Annotated in this window: 17 protein-coding genes and 1 pseudogene; 15 read left to right on the top strand and 3 right to left on the bottom strand. The window is 43.3% G+C overall.

Translation table 11 applies throughout. The features are described 5' to 3' along the window. From RZO55_RS02635 to RZO55_RS02620, 4 genes and pseudogenes are all read left to right on the top strand, one after another. Positions 1-232 (top strand): annotated as a pseudogene (locus tag RZO55_RS02635) (hypothetical protein); the annotation flags it as partial. Positions 233-349: 117 nt separating this feature from the next. Further along, positions 350-865 carry a Gx transporter family protein gene (locus tag RZO55_RS02630; protein ID WP_318062747.1) on the top strand — a complete coding sequence of 172 codons (516 nt, stop codon included), beginning with the start codon at positions 350-352 and terminating at the stop codon, positions 863-865. Positions 866-953: 88 nt separating this feature from the next. Further along, positions 954-2,471, top strand: coding sequence for a UDP-glucose--hexose-1-phosphate uridylyltransferase (galT, locus tag RZO55_RS02625; RefSeq protein WP_318062746.1), 1,518 nt, complete (start codon positions 954-956; stop codon positions 2,469-2,471). A 141-nt stretch (positions 2,472-2,612) separates the two neighbouring features. Beyond that, positions 2,613-3,476, top strand: a complete 864-nt coding sequence (locus tag RZO55_RS02620; protein WP_318062745.1) for a YitT family protein — start codon at positions 2,613-2,615, stop codon at positions 3,474-3,476. 128 nt (positions 3,477-3,604) lie between these two features. Here RZO55_RS02620 and RZO55_RS02615 read toward each other — a convergent pair whose 3' ends face one another. Next, positions 3,605-4,567: a glycoside hydrolase family 43 protein gene (locus RZO55_RS02615; protein ID WP_318062744.1), complete on the bottom strand. Its 963-nt coding sequence runs from the start codon at positions 4,565-4,567 to the stop codon at positions 3,605-3,607. 354 nt (positions 4,568-4,921) lie between these two features. Between RZO55_RS02615 and RZO55_RS02610 the strand changes: the two genes are divergently transcribed. From RZO55_RS02610 to RZO55_RS02560, 11 genes are all read left to right on the top strand, one after another. Then, on the top strand, positions 4,922-5,962 hold the full coding sequence (locus RZO55_RS02610; protein WP_318062743.1) for an ABC transporter substrate-binding protein: 1,041 nt from the start codon (positions 4,922-4,924) through the stop codon (positions 5,960-5,962). Between the two features lie 143 nt (positions 5,963-6,105). Next, the gene (locus RZO55_RS02605) at positions 6,106-7,020 is read left to right on the top strand and encodes an ABC transporter permease (RefSeq protein WP_318062742.1); all 915 of its coding nucleotides are present in this window, start codon (positions 6,106-6,108) and stop codon (positions 7,018-7,020) included. Positions 7,021-7,022: 2 nt separating this feature from the next. Further along, positions 7,023-7,820 (top strand): ABC transporter ATP-binding protein, encoded by a 798-nt coding sequence (locus RZO55_RS02600; RefSeq protein WP_318062741.1) that lies wholly within the window; start codon positions 7,023-7,025, stop codon positions 7,818-7,820. Positions 7,821-8,013: 193 nt separating this feature from the next. Then, on the top strand, positions 8,014-9,606 hold the full coding sequence (locus RZO55_RS02595) for a C40 family peptidase (protein WP_318062740.1): 1,593 nt from the start codon (positions 8,014-8,016) through the stop codon (positions 9,604-9,606). 133 nt (positions 9,607-9,739) lie between these two features. Next, positions 9,740-10,666, top strand: a complete 927-nt coding sequence (locus RZO55_RS02590; protein ID WP_318062739.1) for an NTP transferase domain-containing protein — start codon at positions 9,740-9,742, stop codon at positions 10,664-10,666. Further along, complete coding sequence (locus RZO55_RS02585) at positions 10,666-11,697, top strand: XdhC family protein (protein WP_318062738.1); 1,032 nt, start codon at positions 10,666-10,668, stop codon at positions 11,695-11,697. The genes RZO55_RS02590 and RZO55_RS02585 overlap by 1 nt, the downstream gene beginning before the upstream one ends. After that, positions 11,697-12,293, top strand: a complete 597-nt coding sequence (locus RZO55_RS02580; protein WP_318062737.1) for a nucleoside-triphosphatase — start codon at positions 11,697-11,699, stop codon at positions 12,291-12,293. The genes RZO55_RS02585 and RZO55_RS02580 overlap by 1 nt, the downstream gene beginning before the upstream one ends. Continuing rightward, a complete protein-coding gene (locus tag RZO55_RS02575) occupies positions 12,294-13,310 on the top strand; it encodes a FecCD family ABC transporter permease (RefSeq protein ID WP_336624247.1) in 1,017 nt (338 codons plus the stop codon). Between the two features lie 12 nt (positions 13,311-13,322). Next, complete coding sequence (locus tag RZO55_RS02570; protein ID WP_318062736.1) at positions 13,323-14,126, top strand: ABC transporter ATP-binding protein; 804 nt, start codon at positions 13,323-13,325, stop codon at positions 14,124-14,126. Continuing rightward, a complete protein-coding gene (locus RZO55_RS02565; RefSeq protein WP_318062735.1) occupies positions 14,102-14,845 on the top strand; it encodes a Rossmann-like domain-containing protein in 744 nt (247 codons plus the stop codon). Before RZO55_RS02570 ends, RZO55_RS02565 begins: the two co-directional genes overlap by 25 nt. A 30-nt stretch (positions 14,846-14,875) precedes the next feature. After that, positions 14,876-16,009, top strand: coding sequence for an ABC transporter substrate-binding protein (locus tag RZO55_RS02560; RefSeq protein ID WP_318062734.1), 1,134 nt, complete (start codon positions 14,876-14,878; stop codon positions 16,007-16,009). 4 nt (positions 16,010-16,013) lie between these two features. On the opposite strand, the gene RZO55_RS02555 is transcribed toward RZO55_RS02560, so the two are convergent. Then, a complete protein-coding gene (locus RZO55_RS02555) occupies positions 16,014-16,991 on the bottom strand; it encodes an aldo/keto reductase (RefSeq protein WP_318062733.1) in 978 nt (325 codons plus the stop codon). Between the two features lie 62 nt (positions 16,992-17,053). Then, positions 17,054-17,647, bottom strand: a complete 594-nt coding sequence (locus tag RZO55_RS02550; protein WP_318062732.1) for a TetR/AcrR family transcriptional regulator — start codon at positions 17,645-17,647, stop codon at positions 17,054-17,056. Positions 17,648-17,677 lie beyond the last annotated feature (30 nt).

Raw genomic sequence — 17,677 nt, 5'->3', positions numbered from 1 at the left:
CGGAAGCAAAAAGAGCCAGCTTTCCATGGATGGAAAGTATGTGATGACGGAGAACGGACCCAAGTGGCATGAACAGGCAGAAGCAGTTGTGGGTTATGTGCTGGAGCACCAGTCATTGGAAGGTCTTGTTAATGAAGAGGGGTACACGGATTCAGTATCTTCTGTCAGCATTAACTTAATGGGATTTGTCAACGGAGTAAAAGACTGTTTAAACCAGGCAGGAAAGCAGTAGAGTTATAGCTAAATCCCGGAAACCGGCACATAGTGCCCTTTCCGGGATTTTTTATTTTTACACAATGAGGGGAATGTGATAAGATAAAAGCGGCATGTTAAAAGAAGGAGCTTAATCATGAAAAAAAAGAAATCGGCACACATGGCCGCGCTTTACGGAATGCTGATTGCACTTGCCTTTGTTCTCAGCTTTGTTGAAAGTCTTATACCAATTTCTCTGGGAATACCGGGTGTTAAGCTGGGACTGGCAAATCTTGTGACTGTTGTCGGACTTTATACGGTAGGAACTGCTGGAACTGTAGTTGTTTCTCTTCTTCGAATTGTACTGACAGGTTTTACATTCGGAAATTTATTTGCCATGCTGTACAGTCTGGCTGGCTGGGGACTTAGCATTGCGGTTATGGTTATTTGCAAAAAGAAAAACTGGTTTGGAACTTCAGGAATCAGCATTCTGGGGGGGATCGGCCATAACATCGGGCAGATTACAGTCGCTGCATTTGTGGTAAAGCAGGCGGGAGTATTTTTTTACCTTCCCATGCTGCTGATTGCAGGCACAGCGGCTGGGCTAGTTATAGGAATACTGGGGTCCATGATAATTAGCAGAATTAAAGAGGTTATAAAAAAATTGTATTAAATAAAAAAATATTGTATTGTGTTACTGTTTTGTCAAAGGTATAATGGGAAAGACAATAGGTGGAATGAACTCCAGGAGGAATAGCAGAATGATTGATATGGCAATTAAGAAACTGGTAACTTATGGACTGGAAACAGGGCTGATCAGTGAGGCAGACCGTTATTATGCAGTGAATCAAATTCTCGATGTATTGTGGATGGACGAGTATGAAGAGCCTGAGGAAGAGCCGGGGAAGACAGATCTTAAGGAGGTGCTTGGACAAATGCTTGATTATGCATTTGAGACTGGTATCATTCCCGAAAACAGTATTACATACAGGGATTTGCTGGATACGAAGCTGATGAACTGTCTGATGCCCAGGCCCAGTGAAGTGGGAACCAGATTCTGGGGGCTTTACAATCATCAGTCACCTCAGGCAGCCACTGATTATTATTATAAACTGAGTCAGGACTCTGATTACATCAGGCGGTATCGGATAAAAAAGGATATGAGATGGGTGACACCATCCAAATACGGAGATCTGGATATCACCATTAATTTATCAAAGCCCGAGAAAGATCCCAAAGCTATAGCAGCAGCAAAGCTTGCGAAGCAGAGCGGTTATCCCAAATGTCAGCTTTGCATGGAAAACGAAGGGTACGCGGGAAGAACGGATCAGCCCGCCAGAAACAATCACAGAATTATACGGTTAACCATCAATGACAGCCAATGGGGATTTCAGTACTCTCCCTATGTTTATTATAACGAACACTGTATCGTGTTTAACGGAACCCATACTCCTATGAAAATTGAAAGGGAAACCTTTGTAAAATTATTTGATTTTGTTAAACAGTTTCCTCATTATTTTCTTGGATCCAATGCGGACCTTCCGATTGTAGGGGGATCCATTTTATCCCATGATCATTTTCAGGGAGGGAATTATGAATTTGCAATGGCAAAGGCTCCCGTTAAAGAGCAGTTTTGCATCGACGGATTTGATGGTTTGACAGCCGGCATTGTGAAATGGCCCATGTCTGTATTACGTACAAGAAGCAGAAACCCGGAAGATTTAATCGAGCTTGGTTCCAGAGTGCTGAAAGCCTGGAGAGCCTATACCGATGAATCGGCCTTTATTTTTGCAAGTACCGGCGGACAACCTCATAATACAATTACTCCCATCGCAAGAAAGCGGGGGGAAGAATATGAACTGGATCTTGTATTGAGAAATAACATAACAACGGAAGAATTTCCATATGGCGTTTATCATCCGCATGAGGAGCTTCACCATATTAAGAAAGAAAACATCGGTTTAATTGAAGTGATGGGTCTTGCTGTTCTTCCTTCCAGACTGAAGGATGAACTGAATCTGATATCGGAATACCTGATTGAAGGAAAAGACATAAGAAGCAGCGAAACAATTGAAAAGCATGGAGACTGGGTGGATTCCTTCCGTACTAATTATGAATCCTTTACAAAGGATAATATAGAGGAAATATTAAAGAAAGAGGTTGGACTTGTCTTTGAACGTGTGCTGGAGGATTGCGGCGTCTTTGCGTGCAATGATACCGGAAGAGAAGGGTTTGTACGTTTTCTCTCCAGTATGGGTTTTCATCTGGTGCCACAATAGAAAGATTGTGAGAATATAAGAGAGAATCATGTTTGTAATTATCGCCCCTTTGAGTTATATTCTAGTGGGAACGGTTGGGAAGCTTCCGTTTACTGAATACGGAACCGGACTGATGAGCCGGAGGGGGACATAATAACAGTCATGAAGCAGATAGAAAATAAGACACTGAGAACGCTTACAGAGTATGGACTGATTACGTTCAGCATCTGGATAATGGTGGTGGGGATTTACTTTTTTAAATTTCCCAACAATTTTGCTTTCGGAGGTGTAACCGGGCTTGCGACTGTAATCAGTGCATTGACCCATTGGTCAGCCAGCGAATTTACCACAATTGTTAACACAGTACTGCTAGCGCTCGGATTTCTATTTTTAGGACGGAGCTTTGGTGTTAAGACAGTTTATGCCAGTGTCATGATGTCGGTGTTCTTATATATCCTGGAAAAGGTATGCCCGATTTCCAGACCGCTGACAAGTGAACCGCTGCTGGAACTGATTTTTGCTATACTTCTGCCCAGTATTGGATCAGCAATCCTGTTTAATATTGGAGCCTCCAGCGGAGGCACAGATATAATTGCTATGATATTAAAAAGGTATACCAGTTTTAACATTGGAACAGTACTGTTGTTAGTGGATGTAACCGGAGTGATTATCGCTTATTTTGTTTTTGGCCCTCAGACGGGATTATTTTCTTCCCTGGGATTAATGGCGAAGTCACTGGTAATTGATGATGTTATAGAAAATATGAATCTTTGTAAATGTTTCAGTATCATTTGTGATGATCCCGCTCCGATCTGCGATTATATTATTCACGGACTGAATCGAAGCGCTACTGTGTATGAAGCCCAGGGGGCTTACAGCCATCACAAAAAGACGGTGATCCTGACAACCATGAAGCGTTCCCAGGCACTGAAGCTTCGGAATTATATACGAAGGGTTGAGCCGTCAGCTTTTGTACTCATTTCTAATTCAAGTGAAATTATTGGCAAGGGTTTTCTTGCGGGTTAATGAATAAAAAAGGGGCTGTCGCACTAAGTAATTAGCGCGCAGCTCCTTTTTCATGCAAAAAAACAGTATAAGATTTAGAGATTCAAACAGCTTTTTGATTAACGGTCTGAATCAAATAATTCTGTTAATTAATAGGCTGGCCATCCATTACTGAAATACAGGTCGCTGATCAATAAGGTTGGATTTCCGTTATTTTCAGCATCATATGCATGGCGTGCAATTATATAGTTATTTCCGTTCTTATATACATCTTGACCACCCGGACCCTTCCATCTGGAATTGCCAGAATCTAAGATGGTGCCGCCTCCGTTAGTCATGCTTGTCCCATTCTTATCCACAAATGGTCCTGTAATGCTTTTAGACCGGCCATAGATGATCTTATAAGTACTGTTTACGCCCTGGCAGCACACACCGATAGATGCAAAGAGATAATAATATCCGTCCTTGTAAATTATGGAGCCGGCCTCTATGCCTCCTGATTTAATCGCAATGGAATAAATGGTACCATTCGGCTTCATTGTAGTCTTATTCAGTTCTACAATATGCAGACCGTCAAACCAGGAACCAAAAACAAGCCAGGGACTCCCGTTTGTGTCAATTACCAGGTTGGGATCAAGAGCATTGTATGAATTGGTCCCGTTTTTTGAAGAGATAACCATTCCGTCATCCCTCCAGTCGCCAGATAAAATACTGGAGCAGGAAGTAAGCCCTATGGCTGAATTATTTTTTCCAAATTCTGATACGCAGTAGTACATGTAATAACGTCCATTATAATATTCAATATCCGGGGCCCATACATCATTTGATCCCATACCAGGAGCATAGGACCTCCACCAGGGCAGTTCTGATTCAAAAATCTGCACTCCATTTTGCCAGGTCTTTCCATCTGTGGAGTATTTCATTGCCAACCCCTTACCGGTATAAGGTGACCACCAGAGATTCCCCTCTTTAATCAGTGCAGGGTCGTGTGTACCCACGTCACCGGTAAGATTCCAAAAGGCAGCCTGAACCGGCACTGTGCTTATCAGTGTAACAAGCACGATTACTGAAATTAATCGCAATAAAAGTTTTCTTCTTAATATTGATCCCATATTTAAATACCTCCTTTATTATAATTATATTGTGTGACTATTGAAATGAATCTTAATATTTTTTTGGTTATTTCTTAATACATCGCACAGATCATTAATAAACTTATAGGATGGAAAAACCGGTCAGCATTTATTTGAACTAAAAACAGCATAAGATTTAGATATTAAAATAGCTTTTTGCATAATAAATTATATGTAACAGTTAACAATATAAGTTAAAATGACGAAAATGTGCTTTAACACTTTAAAAACACATAAATTTAAAGTAATAAAATTGACGGAGGTTATTTTTTGTAGTATGATACAAATTAAGTTCTAAACAGGACAAGTTTTGGAAGGAAGAGGAGAGAAATTATGAAAAAGAAAGCGAAAGCATTATCCCTGGCACTTGCAGGTGTCATGATGTTATCCCTTGCCGCGTGCTCCGGCAAAGCACCTGAAAAGACGGAGGCGCCTGCAGACACCACTGCAGCACAAAGTTCTGAATCAGCAGGAGGGACTGAAACAACTGCAGCTAAAACGGCAGATGGGAAACAATATAAGATTGGAGTTCTTCAGCTGGTTCAGCATACGGCTCTTGATGCTTCCAATAAAGGGTTTATCCAGGCGCTTGATGACGCAGGACTTAATTATACGGTTGATCAGCAGAATGCTTCCGGTGACCAGCCTACCTGTCAGACCATTGCCAGCAAGCTGGTGAATGATGGCGATGATTTAATTCTTGCCATTGCAACTCCGGCAGCCCAGGCTGTAGCAGGTGCAACCAGTGAAATTCCGGTTCTGGTAACTGCTGTTACGGACCCGGCAGCTTCTGATCTGGTTGAAAGCAATGATATGCCTGGAGGCAATATCAGTGGAACTTCAGATCTGACTCCGGTAAAGGAACAGATCTCGTTATTAAAGAAGATTCTTCCTGATGCAAAAACCGTAGGTATTCTTTACTGTACTGCAGAATCCAATTCTGAAATCCAGGCAAAGATGGCAAAGGAAGCGATTGAGGCGGCCGGCATGACAGCCGTGGATTATACTGTTTCCAGTTCCAATGAGATCCAGACTGTTGTAACCTCCATGGTAGGTAAAGTAGATGCGATTTATGCGCCCACTGATAACACCATTGCGGCTGGTATGGCAACAGTAGCGATGATTGCCAATGAAAATAAACTTCCTACGATCTGCGGAGAGGATGGGATGGTAAAAGCTGGCGGTCTTGCAACTTATGGTATCGATTATTACGAACTGGGATACTTGACCGGACTGCAGGCAGTTAAGATCTTAACGGAGGATGCCGATGTTTCCCAAATGCCAATTGAATACCTTCCTCTTGAGAAGTGCAAACTATCTGTAAATGAAGAGACTGCAAAGGCACTGGGGATTGATTTATCCGGTCTGAAATAATACGAAATATAAATGGTAGAAACTACAGGCGGCCAGAAAAACGACCGCCTGTAATCCATAGATGCTTTACATAAAAGATGAATCATACATTTTTTATGTAAGGCATTTATGTCAGTGTAAAGAAGACAACGGAGGAATGATAGATGAGCGGTTTAATAGTATCCCTTCAGGACGCAGTAGTTCAGGGTGTTTTGTGGGGGATTATGGTGTTGGGTGTTTATATCACCTTTAAATTATTGGATATAGCGGATCTGACTGTAGATGGAAGCTTTGCACTTGGCGGCTGTGTCTGCGCTGTTATGATCCTGAACTTTCATATGGACCCGTGGGTTGCCCTGGCAGTGGCGGCAATTGCAGGAATGGCAGCTGGTGCGGTGACAGGATTGTTACATACAATCTTTGAAATTCCTGCAATTTTAGCGGGAATATTGACCCAGATAGGATTGTGGTCTGTTAATCTTCGGATTATGGGAGGCAAGAGTAATGTTCCACTTTTAAAGACAGATACCATTATGTCCAGATTCATTGATATTACAGGGTTCAATAAACCGATTGCTTCTCTTTTGATTGGTATTGGAATTGCAGTAATAATGATTGTGCTTCTTTACTGTTTTTTTGGAACGGAAATCGGAAGTGCCATGCGTGCTACCGGTAATAATGAATCCATGATCCGCGCCCAGGGCGTTAATACCAACTGGACCAAGCTTTTAGCTCTTGTAATCAGCAACGGACTGGTTGGAATATCAGGCGGTCTTGTCTGCCAAAGCCAGAAATATGCAGATATTGGTATGGGAACCGGCGCGATTGTCATCGGTCTGGCAGCAATTGTCATCGGAGATGTGCTGATGGGACGTCTGCGTTCATTTGGAAGTAAGCTGACTTCTGCAGTAGTGGGCTCCGTCCTCTATTTCGTGATCCGTGCGGTTGTATTGAGAATGGGTATGAATGCCAATGATATGAAACTTTTATCAGCAGCGATTGTTGCAGTGGCTCTTTGCGTACCTGTTGTGGTAAGAAAACTTCGTTTAAAAAATTCTTACACAGAAGGAGGAGAATGATCATGCTTGATATTAAGAATGTAAGAAAAACATTTAACAAGAATACAATCAATGAGAAAAAAGCGCTGAACGGCATTCACCTTCATCTGAATGAGGGGGATTTTGTTACGGTGATCGGCGGAAACGGAGCTGGCAAGTCTACCATGTTAAATATGATTGCAGGTGTATATCCCATTGATTCCGGAAAGATTGAGATTGATGGTATTAACATTTCCAGATATCCGGAATATAAGAGAGCCAAGTACATTGGAAGAGTGTTCCAGGATCCAATGATGGGTACAGCTGCCGGAATGGAGATTCAGGAGAATATGGCACTTGCTTACAGAAGGGGGAAAACAAGAGGCTTATCATGGGGAATAAAATCCGATGAGAAGGCATTTTATTATGAAGCGATTCAAAAGCTGGGACTGGGACTGCAGGACCGGATGACCAATAAGGTAGGACTTCTTTCCGGAGGGCAGAGGCAGGCGCTTACGCTTTTGATGGCAACACTTCAAAAGCCCAGGCTCCTTTTGTTAGATGAGCATACAGCTGCACTGGACCCTAAGACAGCCAGAAAAGTTCTTGATATCACGCAGGAAATTGTAGCGGAGCAGAATCTTACCACACTCATGATTACTCATAATATGAAGGATGCGATTCAGATTGGAAACCGGCTGATTATGATGCATGAAGGCCGTATCATATATGATGTTTCAGGAGCAGAAAAGAAAAAACTGGAAGTAGAAGATCTGCTGAAAAAGTTTGAGGAAGCAAGCGGAGAGGAATTTACAAACGACCGTATGATTCTTGCTAAGTAAATGAAAGATCAGGACCTGGGGCTTTTAAGAGAAGCTTCCGGTCCTTTTTTTAACTGATTTGTAACATAATCTTAATAATTTTTTGAAATTCACATGTCGCATAATGTAACAATTTGTGATATACTGTAGCAGATAGGCTCATAAACTGAATCGGTCAGCCGACGAATATATGAGGATGGAGAGAAAACACAGGATGGAAAACAACGAGAAAAAAGACTACATAATCCGTTTGGATAAAGCAAAAAAGAAACGTAATAAAAATGATTATAAAAAAATACTTATACTTGCAGGTTCTGCAGTTCTCCTGGTAACGGTTGCTACTGCGGCAGGTATAGCTGTCAGGAAGCAAAAGAGTGCAAGACCTGCTTCAGCTACAGCCTCGGAAGCAGTTGGAGCGAAGGCAGCCGACGGTTCTGAGCAAAAGAAGGATAATGAAGCGGAACAAAAAGCGAAAGAGGCCATGGAACGGGAAAGCGTGATCGGATCCTATAAAAACCTTGGTGTTGTTCAGGTAAGCGGATATTTAAATGTCCGTAAGGAACCGGGGACAGATGCAGACGTTATTGGAAAACTGCTGGGAGACAGCGCCTGTGATATTTTAGAAGATACGAAGCAGGGTTGGTACCACATCAAATCCGGCGGTATTGAAGGATATATTACTTCAGAGTATGTATTAACCGGAGAAGATGCTAAGAAGAAGGCCCAGGATCTGGTAAAGCTCAGGGCTGTCGTACAAACGGATAATCTGAATATCAGAAAAGAACCGTCTACGGATTCCGATGTGGTAGGACAGGCACTTACGGATGAACGGTATGAAGTGGTGGGACAGTCCGATGGATGGGTACAGACACCAACCGGATATATGTCTGCTGACTATGTGAAACTTGAATATTCCATGAACGAAGCCAGGAAGCTGGATTTAAAAGCCATGGTATTCAACTATTATAAGAATATTGGAATTTCTGATGTGGATAATTATCTCAATGTCAGACAGGAACCGAATGAGAGCGCGAAGATCATTGCTAAGATGCCAAGTAAGGCAGCCGGTAATATTCTTGAGACAACAGATGACGGCTGGTATAAGATCCAGTCTGGAAAAGTAACCGGTTATGTGAAGTCAGACTTTATTCTGACCGGTCAGCCGGCAAAGGATGAGGCCATGCAGGTTGCGGAACTGATGGCGGTGGTGAATACCGATATGCTTAATGCCAGAACGGAGCCATCCACTGATGCCAAGATATGGACCCAGATTTCTAACAATGAGAAATATCCGGTATTAAAGCAGATTGACGGCTGGATTGAGATTGAACTGGAAGAAAACAGCAGTGCATTTGTTTCTACCGATTACGTTGATGTCCGCTATGCCCTGCCGGAAGCCATTAAATTCTCTCCTCTTGAAGAGAAAGCCAATGCGCAGTCCTCTTTAAGAACTCAGATTGTTAATTACGCCCTTCAATTTCTGGGCAATCCATATGTATGGGGAGGAACCAGCCTGACAAAAGGAGCGGACTGCTCCGGATTTACAATGTCTATCTATAAAAAGTTTGGTATAGGACTGCCTCATTATTCCGGTTCCCAGTCAGGTATGGGAAAAGCGGTCAAGTCAGGTGATATGAAACCAGGTGATCTGCTCTTTTATGCAAGCAGCGGAGGGAAGGTCAATCATGTTGCCATGTATATTGGAAATGGGCAGATTGTTCATGCAGCAAGCCGGAGAACCGGAATAAAGATTTCCACATGGAATTACCGTACTCCTGTAAGAATAAGAAATTTAGTCGGAGATTAATATACTCCCGGAATGGATTAAAATCTGTTCCGGGAGTTTTTTTATGCCATTTGGGTTTACAAATATTTTCCAATGATCTATAATTAGGAAAAGCGTAATATTTTTAAAAACATAACGGTTAGGAGGGGATTATTTGAAGACAGGTGCTGTCATTACCGCAGCGGGACATAAGCGTACAGCCAATTCATTCAGTCCCATGCTGCCAATCGGGCATACGACTGTGATCAGAAGGATTATTATGACCCTGAAACGGTGCGGCGTAGATCCCATTGTGGTGATTACCGGCAGGGATGGCAAGGAGGTAGAAAAACATATATCCAAATTACGGGTGATATGCTTAAGAAATGAGGATTACGAGAATACACAGATGTTCGACAGCATTGGGATGGGGCTTCGCTACATAGAAGATCTGTGCGACAGAATTCTGATTCTTCCGCCCAAATTCCCCATGCTTCTTCCGGAAACGATTCAAAAGATAATGGATTGCAGCGGGGCTGCATCCTGTCCGGTATATGAAGGAAGAAGGGGGCACCCGGTTATGATAGATAAAACTCTGATTCCAACACTGCTTTCATACCGGGGAGAAAGAGGGTTGGGCGGTGCGCTCAGACAAGCAGGCATTAATGAGCTGGTGGAGGAGATCCAGGTAGAGGATAAAGGAATCATTGAAGCGATTGAGGCAGAAGGGGTGTCTGCTTATTCTCCCCATCCTGGACATCCGGCTATGCACCCATCCGTCAGTCTGCATCTGGAATTTGATGAAGTGTTCTTCGGTCCTGAGATGGCCCAGTTTTTAATGCTGATTGAACACGCCGGGTCAATGCAGACAGCATGCCGTCATATGAATATGTCTTACAGCAAGGGGTTCAAAATGTTAAAGAATGCGGAAAGTCAGCTGGGATATCCATTACTGATTACTCAGTCCGGAGGCCTGGAAGGGGGATTTTCCCAGCTTACGCCAAAGGCAGTAAGCCTGATGGAGAAGTATGTGGCACTGGAAAAAGAATTGAAAGGAAAGGCAGAGGAACTGTTTAATAAATACTTTGAGGAGGGTTTATAATGAGACAGCTGTTTCGTGAAGTACTATCTACACTATTACAGGGGGAAGATGCCGTTCTGGTTACCATTATTGCAAGCTCAGGCTCCACGCCCAGGGGAACCGGCTCCCATATGCTGGTACGCCAGGACGGGACGACTGCCGGTACCATCGGCGGAGGCGCTGTGGAATTTAAGTCTGTTGAACGGGCGTTAAAAGCAATGAAAGACAAGCGCTCCTATACCCATGGTTTTGTGCTGGGAAAAGAACAGGTGGCAGATTTGGGGATGATCTGCGGCGGAGATGTAGTGGTTTATTTTCAATATCTGGATCATGAAAATCTGGATTTTCAAACGGTTTGCAGTGAGATAGACAAAGCATTTGAACGGGATGAGAACAGCTGGCTTATTATGGATATTACTGATGAAGCAGCGTGGGGGCTGGGAATTTATAATGAATCTTCCGGATTTTTGGGAATCGAAGGACCGGATGAAGCGGGTAAGGCAGAAATGATTAAGAATAAATCGGTACAATTTTCCGCCGGAGGACGCAGATATTATAGTGAGCCCTTTGTCAGCGCCGGCTGTGTTTACATATTTGGGGGAGGACATGTTGCCCAGGAGATCGTTCCGGTTCTTGCTCATATTGGTTTTAAATGTGTGGTATTTGACGACCGGGAGGAATTTGCCAATAGAACGTTATTTCCTGCAGCAGAGAAGGTTATTACAGGAGATTATCAGAGGATTTTTGATTATCTGGAGATTCGGGAATTCGACTATGTGTGTATCATGACCAGGGGGCATCAGTCAGATTATATTGTGCAGAGACAGGTTCTGACCAGGAATGCATGTTATGTAGGAGTGATCGGAAGCAGAAAAAAACTGGCTGCTATAAAAGAAAAACTGATGGCAGACGGAATTCCTGGTGATAAAATTGACCGCTGTCACAGCCCTATCGGACTGGAAATATATGCAGAAACACCTGCTGAGATAGCAATCAGTGTAGCTGGCGAGTTAATCAGCGTAAGAGCAGGACGGGAAGGAAGACACAGATAATGGGTAAAAGTCTTTTTTTAAAGGGAGATTCGGGAGAGGGAAAGACTACACTTCTTTTTCAGTGTCTGAAGCCTTACCGGGCTGTTACGGGAGGCTTTTTTTCCCAACGGTTAGTGGATGAAAACGGAGATACAGCCGGGTTTAGGCTGGCATCTGCAAAAGAGGAGTGGGAACCGAAGGGAGTTTACAGGGAAGGGCTTGCTGATGTGTTCCTGAGACGTACAAAAGACGGTATGGTTTTATTTCCTCAGGTATTTTTGAGTACCGGAAGGAAGCTGCTTACCGGTAATGGAGAGGAGAAGTTCATACTGATGGATGAGATTGGCGGAGCTGAGCTTTTGATTCCTGAATTTATGGAAGCGGTGCATGACTGCCTGGATGGTCCGAAACTTTGTATCGGAGTGATTAAAAGCCGGAAAAATTATGCGACGATGATGAGCCGCAATGGAAGCTGTCCCTTCGCTCCCCGGCTTCGGGATATGCTGGAAGCAGAGGTTTTAAAAAATCAGGATAATCAGCTTTTAACCTATTGGAGAAAGGATACAGAAACTGCCAGAGAGAGAGTCTTAAACTATATAAGAGAAGGGATTTCATAAGTGGGAATAAGGGAAAAACGTTATAATAATCATCTTTATCTGATTGGGGTATTTTTTGTGCTCTGCTTTTTTGGCTCGTTTCTTTTGGGACGTTATCCTGTTTATCCGGTGACACTGGTAAAAGTTCTGCTGTCCCGTGTACTTCCCATTGAAACTGCCTGGCCTTCCCAGGTTGAAACTGTTGTATTTAAAGTCAGGCTTCCAAGAGTCTTAATGGCTGCACTGATCGGTGCAGGTCTTTCCTTTGCAGGAGCAGCCTACCAGGGAATCTTTAAAAACCCCATGGTTTCGCCTGATGTACTGGGAGCATCCTCAGGTGCCGGATTTGGAGCCGCTTTAGGATTGTTCCTTTCTTTGGGATACGGCGGCGTTTCCCTTTGTGCATTTGTTTTTGGCCTGACGGCTGTGGGAATTGTCTGCCTTGTAAGCAGCCGTGTTCCCTATAATCAGGTGCTGGGTCTGGTACTTTCCGGCATTATGGTCAGTTCTCTTGCCAATGCGGCTGTTTCGTTTATCAAGCTTGTGGCAGACCCCACCAATACGCTGCCGGTCATTACCTACTGGCTTATGGGAAGTCTGGCTTCCATACGCCAAAAAGATGTATTCTTTGCAGCCCCCTGGATTTTGATTGGAATTATCCCGATTTATCTTCTCAGATGGAGAATTAATGTATTAAGTCTTGGGGATGAAGAGGCAAAAAGCATGGGAATCCATACAGGAAGACTGAGGCTTGTCGTAGTGCTTGGTGCTACTCTGATTACATCTGCATCAGTATCCGTAAGCGGTTTAATCGGCTGGGTAGGCCTGGTTGTTCCCCACCTGGCACGAATGCTGGTTGGCAGTGACTACAGGAGACTTTTGCCGGCGTCCCTGCTTCTTGGAGGAGGCTTTCTTCTGATTGTAGATAACTTTGCAAGACTACTTACGACCAGTGAGATACCCATTGGTATTTTAACTGCTTTTGTGGGAGCACCATTTTTCCTGTATCTTATTTTAAAAGAAGGAAACAGGCTATAAAGGGGGACTATTATGGAATTAATGATTAAGAATCTGGAATTCTCCTATCAGAAGCATTCAGTCTTAAAAAAAACCTCTTTTACATTGAAGGGTGGGCAGCTGGTCTGTGTTCTGGGGAAAAACGGAACGGGAAAAAGTACCTTGTTCCGCTGTATTCTGGGATTTTTAAAGGGTTTTTCAGGGACTATTTATATTGATGAAAGGAAACAGGAGGATTATACAGAAGGGGAGCTTGCAAAAAAAGTTGCGTATATTCCCCAGAATCACGATACGGTATTCGATTTTCCGGTAATTGATATGGTAATGATGGGAACTGCGGCCACTCTGTCTTTGTTTGGCTCTCCTGGAAGAGAGGAAAGAAAAAAAGCCATAGAGGCGCTTGAGATGATGGGGATCGAAGGCTTAAAAGACCGGATTTACAGCCAGTTAAGCGGCGGTGAGCAGCAGCTTGTACTCATAGCCAGAGCAATTGCCCAGGATGCCAGGATTCTTCTGCTTGATGAGCCTTGTGCCAGTTTAGATTACGGGAATCAGATCAGAGTCATGAAAGAGTTAAAGAATTTATCGGAAAAAGGTTATCTGATTGTGATGTCCACTCATAATCCGGAACATGCATTTTATTTTGCCCATCAGGCCATGGTCATGATGGAGGGGGTAGTTGCAGCGCTGGGAGAACCGTCGAACGTATTGACTAAAGAGCTGCTTCAGAGGCTTTATCAGGTACCCATTGATATTTATGAGGATGGACGCAGTGGTAGAAAAATATGCATGCCAGGGAAGGAGAACAATAGATGTGGGAACTATATGATAGTCTGATTGAGCCGATTCCAGCTGATGTAAGAGTAAGTGATTATCTTACAGGGAATTACTGTACGCTGGTAACTGCAGGGGACTGTATGGGGGCAGCAGCTACAAATCCTTTAAGTACGGTGAAAAGAGCAGGAAAAGAAGTGGGGGAGATGTCCTTAAAGGAAGCAGCGGGAATGATAAAATCATGGAATTTTGTTGAGGCAAGTATTGGTGCAGCGGCGGTAAATGCATTTTACAATCAGGCTGAGTGTCTGGAACACCTTAATAAAACCGGGCAGATCACCATGCTGTCCGGTGAAGATACATTTTTGGCGCATAAAGAAGATTTCAGAGGGAAAAAAGTTGCAACTATCGGACATTTTTGCTATGCAGAGGAATTTTTAAGGGAAGCCGCCACCTGTGTCATTCTGGAGCGGAATCCAAGAGAGAACGATTATCCGGATACTGCCTGCGAATTCCTGCTTCACGATATGGATTACGTGTTTATTACAGGACTTACACTGGTCAATAAAACCCTGCCGAGACTTCTTAAATTAACACGGAATGCAAAAGTTATTTTAGTGGGACCAAGCATTCCCCTGGCACCCCAGCTCTTTGAGTTGGGTGTCAGCGAGCTTGCAGGAACCTTAATTCGTGACAGAATACAGTTGAAAGAAATGGTAAAAAACGGTGAATATAAAGCGGTAATACGTGCTGGTACTCCGATTCGCATTACCGGAAAATAAATATTGCCCAAATGGCAGAATGGAGGATTTATGAGAAAATTTAGAGGAGGATTAGTTCTGGCAGCTGCACTTTGCACCGTTTTTTTCATGTATGGCTGTCAACAGGGGGAAACAAAGGAAACAGCAGCTGTTAAGACGGAGGCAGCTTCTTTCCCATCTTCTGAGAGTGCAAAAGCAGGTTCTTTTGAAAACACCAGTGATAAAACCCGTGTGTTTACGGACTCAGCAGGACGGGAGGTAACACTGCCGGAAGAAATTCATAAAATTGCACCCTCCGGTCCACTGGCACAGATCGTACTATACACCGTTGCACCGGACAAGCTTGCAGGTCTTGCAGCGGATTTTACAGATGGTGCAAAAAAGTATATTGATGAGAAATACTGGGGACTGCCCAGGTTCGGACAGTTTTATGGGAAAAACGCAAATCTGAACATGGAGGCTCTGATTGCTGCAAAACCCGATGTTATCATCGATATCGGTGAGGCGAAAAAGACAGTCAAGGAAGATATGGATGCATTGTCTGAGCAGTTAGGGATACCGGTAGTGTTTGTAGAGGCAGACTTAGATTCCATGAGTGCTGCTTATAAAATGCTGGGAGAGATTACTGGAGAGACAGGGCAGGCCGAAAAGCTGGCTGATTACTGCGACAGCACATTGAAAAAATCTGAAGCGGTCAAGGCTTCCCTGGTGGCAAATCAAAAAAAATCGGTTTATTTTGCAATCGGAGACAATGGACTGCATACCAATGCGGAAGGTTCCATACATGCCCGGGTAATAGAACAGATCGGGGCTGAGAATGCGGCAAAGGTAGAACAGGCATCCAGCGGAGGCGGAAGTGAAGTGTCGATGGAGCAGCTTCTTCTCTGGCAGCCGGATATTATTCTGGCAGATTCACAAGCTCTCTATCAGACTATTACAACAGATTCCGTCTGGGCTGAATTAAATGCTGTGAAGGAAGGACGTGTTTATCAGATTCCATCAGCTCCTTACAGCTTCATGAGTAATCCTCCTTCCGTCAACCGGCTGATCGGTATTCTCTGGCTTGGCAACCTTGTTTATCCGGAGCAGTATCATGAAGATGTAAAGGCTGATGTTAAAACATTTTATGATTTATTTTATCATGTGCAGCTTACCGATGCACAGGCAGATGATATTGAAAAATAAGAGATTAGTTTAGCAGCTGATCTATTTCTTTCATTTGTTCAGGCGTAAGCTTTCCAAGTTCCATGGCCCCGGCATTTTCCTTTATCTGCTGTGGGGTTTTAAAGCCTGGAATTGGAATGGTCACGCTGCTTTTTGCCCAGATCCAGGCGAGTGAGCCCTGTACCAGGGTTCTTCCGTTACTGGTAAGAATATCCCGCACTTTATTAAGCTTTTTTAAAACTTCCGGTGCAGGTCTTCCATTTTTAAAGACTGCTTCTGTCCAGGAATGGCCTGCACCTCTGACATCATCAGGGGAAAGCAAGGAATCCTGGTTGAATTTACCACTTAATAATCCCATGGCGAGAGGACTGCGGTTGATGCTTGCAAGATTTCTTTCCTCGCAGAGCTGAATCATCTCGGGGGAATCCTGAAGAATATTTAACTGATGCTGAATGGCACTGCAGTTCCTGTTCTCTGAAAAAAGTTTTGCTCCGTTTACCAGATCGGTACTCCAGCCGTAGGTTCTGATTTTTCCTTTCTCTGTCATTCGTTCCAGAGTATCCAGAACTGTTTCCATCTCTGACAATCCTATCTCCCAGACATGAAGCTGATACAGATCAATGGTATCTGTTTTTAAACGGCGCATGGAGGCCTCGCAGGCTCTTTCTATATATCCAGGATCTAAATTGTAACCGTTTAACGTACGTGTAGCTTCATTTCCCATGTAGCCAAATTTTGTTGCAAGAACAACCTGATTTCTTTTTCCTTCAATCGCCTTTCCGATCACAGTTTCGCTGTGGCCGATTCCATATGCATCTGATGTGTCAATTAAATTGATTCCAAGATCCAAAGCAGTCTGAATGGCTTTGATGGAAGTCTCATCGTCTGTCTTGCCGTAGCCGTCGATTTTTCCGTCCATATAGAATTGACCGCCGATCGCCCAGCTGCCGATTCCCATTGGGCTTACTTTAATACCGGATCTTCCTAATAATCTGTTTTCCATTCTAAATTACCTCCCTAATAATATACCAACCGTTTGGTAGAATACGCTGAAAAATAAAGGGGCTATACACCCTTTATTCCATTCCAAAATACTTTAAAACATGAATCCATTTGGCGAAGCCCCTGTTCCAGACTCATTAATCCAGTAGACAGGGTAATGCAGGTGATCAGATAGTAAAAAGTGGCGGCCATATCTGCCGGATTTAATGACTGAAGCTCTTTTTTTTCAATTCCATTCTTCATAACAGAAGTCAGTTGGGCATTAAATATATCGAAACTGTCCTGTGTAAAATGAATGATTTCCTCCTTCATCTGTTCCGGGGGATAGTAATAAATCATATTCCAGAAGTCCATCTCTGTATTATACCAGTGATACTCCAGATAATCTTTATAAATGGTAGACAGAAGCTGTCTGGTAGGCAGATCTTTATACTTATGAAATATGGTTGTTAAGTAATTATAGTATTTTTCTACAATGATATCGAATAGTTCGCGAAACAACTGCTCCTTACTTTTAAAATAAAAATAGAGAGAGGCTTTGTTGATGCCGACTTTAGATGCGATCTTTTCCATACGGGCGCCTTCAAAGCCGTGAAGAGAGAATTCCTCCAATGCTGCCTGCATAATCCGTTCTTTTGTATCCGCTCCCTGACCCATGTGCTGTATTCCTTTCCATACAATTAAACT

Source organism: Clostridium boliviensis, from assembly GCF_033342255.1.
Taxonomy (GTDB): Bacteria; Bacillota; Clostridia; order Lachnospirales; family Lachnospiraceae; genus Lacrimispora; species Lacrimispora boliviensis.
The sequence above is the reverse complement of the archived record's forward strand: the minus strand, read 5'-3'. Positions and strand labels throughout refer to the sequence as shown.

Excerpts from the sequence above, each read along its gene's own strand:
- RZO55_RS02565 (WP_318062735.1), top strand. The coding sequence starts at position 14,102 with ATGTGGGAACTATATGATAGTCTGATTGAGCCGATTCCAGCTGATGTA.
- RZO55_RS02570 (WP_318062736.1), top strand. The coding sequence starts at position 13,323 with ATGGAATTAATGATTAAGAATCTGGAATTCTCCTATCAGAAGCATTCA.
- RZO55_RS02605 (WP_318062742.1), top strand. The coding sequence starts at position 6,106 with ATGAGCGGTTTAATAGTATCCCTTCAGGACGCAGTAGTTCAGGGTGTT.
- RZO55_RS02610 (WP_318062743.1), top strand. The coding sequence starts at position 4,922 with ATGAAAAAGAAAGCGAAAGCATTATCCCTGGCACTTGCAGGTGTCATG.
- RZO55_RS02580 (WP_318062737.1), top strand. The coding sequence starts at position 11,697 with ATGGGTAAAAGTCTTTTTTTAAAGGGAGATTCGGGAGAGGGAAAGACT.
- RZO55_RS02585 (WP_318062738.1), top strand. The coding sequence starts at position 10,666 with ATGAGACAGCTGTTTCGTGAAGTACTATCTACACTATTACAGGGGGAA.
- RZO55_RS02615 (WP_318062744.1), bottom strand. The coding sequence starts at position 4,567 with ATGGGATCAATATTAAGAAGAAAACTTTTATTGCGATTAATTTCAGTA.
- RZO55_RS02620 (WP_318062745.1), top strand. The coding sequence starts at position 2,613 with ATGAAGCAGATAGAAAATAAGACACTGAGAACGCTTACAGAGTATGGA.
- RZO55_RS02630 (WP_318062747.1), top strand. The coding sequence starts at position 350 with ATGAAAAAAAAGAAATCGGCACACATGGCCGCGCTTTACGGAATGCTG.
- RZO55_RS02560 (WP_318062734.1), top strand. The coding sequence starts at position 14,876 with ATGAGAAAATTTAGAGGAGGATTAGTTCTGGCAGCTGCACTTTGCACC.
- galT (WP_318062746.1), top strand. The coding sequence starts at position 954 with ATGATTGATATGGCAATTAAGAAACTGGTAACTTATGGACTGGAAACA.
- RZO55_RS02595 (WP_318062740.1), top strand. The coding sequence starts at position 8,014 with ATGGAAAACAACGAGAAAAAAGACTACATAATCCGTTTGGATAAAGCA.
- RZO55_RS02555 (WP_318062733.1), bottom strand. The coding sequence starts at position 16,991 with ATGGAAAACAGATTATTAGGAAGATCCGGTATTAAAGTAAGCCCAATG.
- RZO55_RS02600 (WP_318062741.1), top strand. The coding sequence starts at position 7,023 with ATGCTTGATATTAAGAATGTAAGAAAAACATTTAACAAGAATACAATC.
- RZO55_RS02550 (WP_318062732.1), bottom strand. The coding sequence starts at position 17,647 with ATGGGTCAGGGAGCGGATACAAAAGAACGGATTATGCAGGCAGCATTG.